The organism is Vibrio sp. V43_P6S15P86 (genome assembly GCF_009904725.1).
Lineage (GTDB): Bacteria > Pseudomonadota > Gammaproteobacteria > Enterobacterales > Vibrionaceae > Vibrio > Vibrio diabolicus.
Genome location: NZ_WXWT01000316.1, coordinates 1 through 5,491 on the forward strand (window position 1 = coordinate 1; position 5,491 = coordinate 5,491).

Annotated in this window: 8 protein-coding genes; 5 read left to right on the top strand and 3 right to left on the bottom strand. The window is 41.4% G+C overall.

Features of this window, described 5'->3' with window-relative positions; translation table 11 throughout:
* On the top strand, positions 1 to 1,198 hold a 1,198-nt coding region (locus CAG69_RS13990), incomplete at its 5' end, for a hypothetical protein (protein WP_237668078.1).
* Between the two features lie 155 nt (positions 1,199 to 1,353).
* Positions 1,354 to 1,761, top strand: coding sequence for a hypothetical protein (locus CAG69_RS14000; RefSeq protein ID WP_069730407.1), 408 nt, complete (start codon positions 1,354 to 1,356; stop codon positions 1,759 to 1,761).
* A 176-nt stretch (positions 1,762 to 1,937) separates the two neighbouring features.
* Here the strand turns inward: CAG69_RS14000 and CAG69_RS14010 are convergent, their stop codons facing one another.
* The gene (locus CAG69_RS14010) at positions 1,938 to 2,177 is read right to left on the bottom strand and encodes an RNA recognition motif domain-containing protein (protein ID WP_069491598.1); all 240 of its coding nucleotides are present in this window, start codon (positions 2,175 to 2,177) and stop codon (positions 1,938 to 1,940) included.
* 225 nt (positions 2,178 to 2,402) lie between these two features.
* Here CAG69_RS14010 and CAG69_RS14015 point away from each other — a divergent pair, with 225 nt between their 5' ends.
* Positions 2,403 to 2,666, top strand: a complete 264-nt coding sequence (locus tag CAG69_RS14015; protein ID WP_161444758.1) for a hypothetical protein — start codon at positions 2,403 to 2,405, stop codon at positions 2,664 to 2,666.
* Between the two features lie 633 nt (positions 2,667 to 3,299).
* On the opposite strand, the gene CAG69_RS14020 is transcribed toward CAG69_RS14015, so the two are convergent.
* Positions 3,300 to 3,578, bottom strand: a complete 279-nt coding sequence (locus tag CAG69_RS14020; RefSeq protein WP_005398411.1) for a type II toxin-antitoxin system RelE/ParE family toxin — start codon at positions 3,576 to 3,578, stop codon at positions 3,300 to 3,302.
* Positions 3,575 to 3,859, bottom strand: coding sequence for a type II toxin-antitoxin system RelB/DinJ family antitoxin (locus CAG69_RS14025; RefSeq protein WP_005398409.1), 285 nt, complete (start codon positions 3,857 to 3,859; stop codon positions 3,575 to 3,577). The genes CAG69_RS14020 and CAG69_RS14025 overlap by 4 nt, the downstream gene beginning before the upstream one ends.
* Positions 3,860 to 4,557: 698 nt before the next feature.
* On the opposite strand from CAG69_RS14025, the gene CAG69_RS14030 reads away from it, so the two are divergent.
* Together CAG69_RS14030 and CAG69_RS14035 are read left to right on the top strand one after the other, a co-directional pair.
* Complete coding sequence (locus CAG69_RS14030) at positions 4,558 to 4,917, top strand: VOC family protein (protein WP_161444761.1); 360 nt, start codon at positions 4,558 to 4,560, stop codon at positions 4,915 to 4,917.
* A 148-nt stretch (positions 4,918 to 5,065) separates the two neighbouring features.
* Positions 5,066 to 5,491, top strand: a 426-nt coding sequence (locus tag CAG69_RS14035; RefSeq protein ID WP_161444762.1) for a hypothetical protein, incomplete at its 3' end; no start/stop codon positions are given.

The following is a 5,491-nucleotide window of genomic DNA, read 5'->3' on the forward strand; positions in this document are numbered from 1 at the left end:
GCGCAGTATCTCATCCTACTTCGATGATTACGATGTGACGTGTGCTGTTGTTAAGTTGACAAAGGTTGCGATAGATACACTTGCACATCACGAGTACTCTGCTATTGCGAACGAATTGTTAAGTAAGCTATCAAAAGTGCCGAATTTGATACTTGCCCACGAGGGTTTAATGCTAATAGACCAGGCTGGTGATGATATTGATGACGATCACTATTCGTTTTTTGAAGCCCCGAGTGCTGATGTTTTAGAAACGGTATATGCGCTATTTAACGAGTATGACCTAAGAGTAACACCATATAAAAAGAATGCTGAGTTAAGCGTCCTAACATCTTCTTTCATAGAAAAAAATGAGCACAACCTCATTTTTAGAATATACGTTCCTGCAGAACGCATATGGGCTAGCGAAGCGGAGAAGCTACTTGAACTTTTTCGTGGCTATCTTCAGAAAGTCGCGGGCTTTAATGCGAGACACGACCAATATAAAACCAATAATGGTGTAATCCATGAGTTTTTTGGTGATGACAATGTAGCTTCATCTTCATTGTCATCAAAATTTGAAGAGTTTTCATCATTTATGGATGCTTGCGTCCAAAACCCTGAAGTTGCAAAGTTATCGCTCTCAGGAAGTAATTTAGATAATCGTGAAGTCATAGATTTAGTCTCGAAATATGCTAAAGAAGCTCGTCGAATTCAGGTCGACTTGAAGCATGAGAGAGAAAGAAAATTACTTAATATTCGACATGAGTTAGAGTCTGAACTAACAGACTTTGTTGTCGCTCAAGAGGATTTAATCGCACTTGAGAGCATAATCGAATCGAGTATTCCTATGCCTAAACGTATTTCCAATGTTCTTCATGGTTTAGATAGCTCATCGCAGTATGGTGGTGATCGAAACGTATTTATTAATTCCCAGGTTATACAAACAGCGAATGGAGTAATTGCAAAGGAAATATCTGGTACAGTGAATCTACCCTCTGAAGCTCAAGAACTGCTAAAAGCTATAGAGTTATATGCGGGGCGCGATAAAACAGAGTTAACCTCGGCTGTCCATGAGTTAAGTGATAGTAGTGTTCCAGAAACAGATCGTATTACTGCAAAGCAGAAACTAAAGGTTTTTTTAATCTCAGCTAGTGGCAGGCTTGGAGATGTAGCGACCGGAATTTTGCAAACATTCGTCGAGGGACAAATCGGACTTTGATGCGATGTTTGTATAACAAAGCATTTAAGAGTGATTCGCAACGCGTGGCATTTTTGCTATGCGTTGCGTTTAGTGTTTAAGGTGGTATGCGGAAGCTTTGGTATTGCGTTGCTCACACCTTAATGCGGCGTTATGTTTACGAGGTTGGTATTTAAGTGTATTTATTCAAAGCATTATTCTTCTTGCTCTTCAGTAAGGAGCACTTTGGCAAGCATGCAAAGCAGATTATGGGTTCCACATATGACGATGAGCGCAGAGACCTTGAAGTTAAGGGATTACGGGTTGCTTTTTGGTCTTCATTGTTAATGACTGTCATCATTGTCCTGTTGGTAGTATCAATTGGTTTCGCTGTTGGTAAGTTAGATGTACAGGCGCAAATAAAATGGGTTAGCGTTTTCAATTTTACTGGAGCTGCGCTTACCGGGTGGGCAACACTATTTGGTCTCGGAAACAAATTTGATACGTATAGCGGCGAGGCTATTGGAGACTTATTGCCTCCGTTTATTTTTAAAGTCATTTTTGCTCCTGGTTTGGTTTGTTTATTGTTGGGAGCAATAGGCTAATAAACATAACAATCTGTTTAAGAGTGATTCGCAACGCGTGGCATTTTCACCATGCGTTGGCTTTAGTGTTTAGGGTGGTGTGCGGAAGCATCGGTATTGCGTTGCTCACACCTTAACAGGGCGTTAGGTGCTCAAGCGGAAAATTGCCAGCAGAAGTCACTACTGGCTTTTTGAGTTTAGTTTTGAGCGCGTTTCACTCGAATGGTGCTTTTAGCAATGTTTGAAAGGTTTAGGTTTTGGATAGCAGTTTTTGCTTCTTTGTCATCTGGCATTTCGACAAACGCGAAACCTTTTGATAAACCTGTTTCTTGGTCTAGAACCAAGTTGCACTCGGTGACTTTACCGTGAGCAGAAAATAGTACACGAACTTCGTGTTCAGTGATGGTGCGCGCTAGATTGCGGACTAAAAGTTTCATATTATTTTGCCTAATGTAATTTGCGGGCCAAGTGTCTCAGCATTAGAGAAGTAAACCAAGGTAAATTAGTGGTGAACTTTTAAAAACGCACCTAACAAAGCGTTTAAGGGTGATTCCAAACGCTTGCCGGTTTCGCTTCGCTCAAGTGTGGCAAGCGCTTGTCACACCTTAACGCGGCGTTATGTTGCTGGGTCAGACCTTCTTATCTACAGGGTTACTATTACTATGTTTCAGAATTCTATCTCTAAAAGATTGTTCGGGTTCTTGGCGCTAGTATCGTTTGTTACTTTGTTTTCGTATGCTTACTTGTTATCTGATGAACGTTATTCCTTTAATGAAATGGATTTAGATCGCGATGGCATTGTTAGTTTTGGTGAAGCCGCTTACATCAGTGATTCAGACACTCGGAGAATCATGGTTGATGGCAAGGCATGTATAGAGTTTTTTGCTTTAAAAGACGGGCTGCCAATTAAAGTTGAGTGTGAGTAACAACATAACAAAGCGTTCAAGAGGGACAGTCAACGCGTGGCGATTTTGGCTCAAGTCTTGGCATTTGTGTTTACGGTGGTAATTTAAAGTTCTGTGGTAGCGCGTTGCTCACCACTTAACGCGGCGTTAGTTGCCAACGAGGAAAACGTACCCAAAGCAGATTGTTTAGGGCTAATGTCCGTGTGTTTTTGGCTAGGTTTTCGTATTTCAATTTCTAGTTATTTGGGTTTGTGAAAATCGATCGTTGGTTTCTTTTGTGGTTGAATTTTCTATTTCAGAAACCGATTTATATGTTGAAAGTTAGCTGCGTAACATTGTCTGTCCAAAGGAGCTTTTTGGTGTTGTTAGCCCGTTTTCTACGGCGTTGTATGTTCCAAGTGGTTTCAGTGACAGTCGCTTTGAAACTACGCCTGATTTGAGTTTTTCAAAAGACATAAAAACATAGTTGGCAAAGCAGTCATTGGCTTCAAATCAAAGCTTTAGGTTTGGCAACTAACAAAGCATTCAAGAGGGATTCACAACGCTTGGCAGTTTTGGTTTGAATTAAATTTAGTGTTTACGGCACAATGGGTTAGGTCGGGTGGTTTGCGTTGTTCACCCCTTAATGCGGCGTTAGTTCCCCAGGGGGAGCAATCAATCCGTAGGGAATTTTTGTTTCTGGTGGAGTACACGCATAACTCTGATGATATCGCCCTCGACCCAGTAAGAGACAATCATCGAAATCTCAGGAATAATGAGCAATCGTCCGCGGATGCCATCTCGTTGTACACCCATTAAAGGTTGTTCAAGCAAGTTTTCTACTTTTGCTTCAATGAGGTTGTCAGTTTTTTCTGCCGCATCAGGGTTGAAGTCATAGAGAAACTCGAAGATCTTTTCACGATCATTAAGTGACTCTTCTTCCCATAAAATCATTGCTTACCTCGATTACGGATTCTGGCTTTGCGCTCTTCCATTCGAGACTTAGCAGTTTGGTGCTCAACGAAAACAGATTTTCCTGAGTCAAACTTCTCAAATGCTAGGTTTACTTGTTCAGTTAGCCATGCATCGTGAGATAATGTTTTTCTTTGTTGTTCAGCGAGTTGCTCAGTAAGTTCACGGCAAGCATCACTTAGAGTTCGACCTTGGCTCTCAGCCATTTGTTGAGCTAGGCGTTTTGTTTCTTCATCAACACGAAATTGAATTCTAGTGTCCATGATGTATTCCTTTGTTGGTGTGTGTACAAATGTTAGCACTAGGCTTTGAAATGGGCAACTAACAAATAATTTAAGAGTGATTCGGCACGCGTGGCATTTTTACTATGCGTTGGTTTAAGTGATTAAGGTGGTATGCGGGAGCATCGTATTGCGTGCCTCACACCTCAATTGGGCGTTAGTTGCCAACGAGGAAAACGTAGCTTAAACAGAATGTTTAGAGTTAAAATCAGTGTGTTTTTGGTGGCGTTTCGTACTTCAATTTTGAATCGTTCGGGTTTGTGAAAATCGTTCTCAGGTTTCTTTTGTGGTTGGATTTTTCGGTTTCAGAAACCGGATCACTGGTCGAGAGTCAGCTCTGTGACACTGTCTTTTCAAATGAGCGTTTTGGTGTTGTTAATCCGTTTTCTACGGCGCTTTGAGTTCCAAGTGGTTTCAGTGACAGGCGCTTTGAAACTGCGCCTGATTTGAGTTTTTCAAAGCACGTAAAAGCAGTGTTGACAGAGCGGCAATCAACTTCAAATCAAAGCTTTAGGTTTGGCAACTAACAAAGCATTCAAGAGGGATTCACAACGCTTGGCAGTTTTGGTTTGAACTGGCTTTAGTGTTTACGGCACAATGGTTTAGGTTAGGTGGTGGCGTTGTTCACCCCTTAATGCGGCGTTATACGCTTATCAGGACAATCAAAAAGGAGCAAGGAAATGAATCAGCATGAAAAACTTAATTATGTTGAGTTTGGCGCAAAAGACTTAGAGTCGACAAAATCATTCTTCTCTTCAGTTTTCGGTTGGGAGTTTGTCGACTACGGACCTGAATATACAGCTTTTTCAAATCAGGGATTAGACGGTGGTTTCTTCAAAGCTGATTGCTGCAGCCAAACTAATACGGGTGGAGCACTTTTAGTATTCTACAGCTCTGACGTTGAAGGTACTCTAAATAAAGTCGTTCAAAGTGGTGGTGAAATCATTCGCCCTATATTCGAATTTCCTGGCGGTTGCCGTTTTCATTTTCTAGAACCAAGTGGTAATGAGTTCGCAGTTTGGTCGAAAGCCCGCGTATAACAAAGCATTCAAGAGGGATTCACAACGCTTGGCAGTTTTGGTTTGAATCAGCTTTAGTGCTTACGGCACAATGGTTTAGGTCGGGTGGTTTGCGTTGTTCACCCCTTAATGCGGCGTTATGCAGCAGTTTTGAATTAGGAGATGACAAATGAGTTCAATCAAAGAACACATGTACGATCTTGAAGCTCAAAGAGCAGAGTTGTGGATCCGAGATCATCTCGAAGATGAAGTATTGGATGAGAGTTCGAGTGAGTGGCAGCAGCTAGAGCGTGAGTATTACGATATGAAGCAAGCTGAAGCTGATGCTGCTGAATGGCAAGCCGAAATAGATTGGTTAGTAAGAAATGGTTCCTCGGAACTTCATCATGAGTTTACTGAACAGCTAGACTCATTGAGAAAAATGGCTCAATCCAACTTAAACCAATCAAACGGCTTTGGAAATTTCAGCACAAACAAACTAGTTATAAATATGACTTACGCTTATGCGGTTACATTGCTGGAAGCCTTCCTTGGAGATACGCTGAAAACTCTTATAAACGAAAATGATAAGCTCTTAAAAAACGCAATTTTCAAC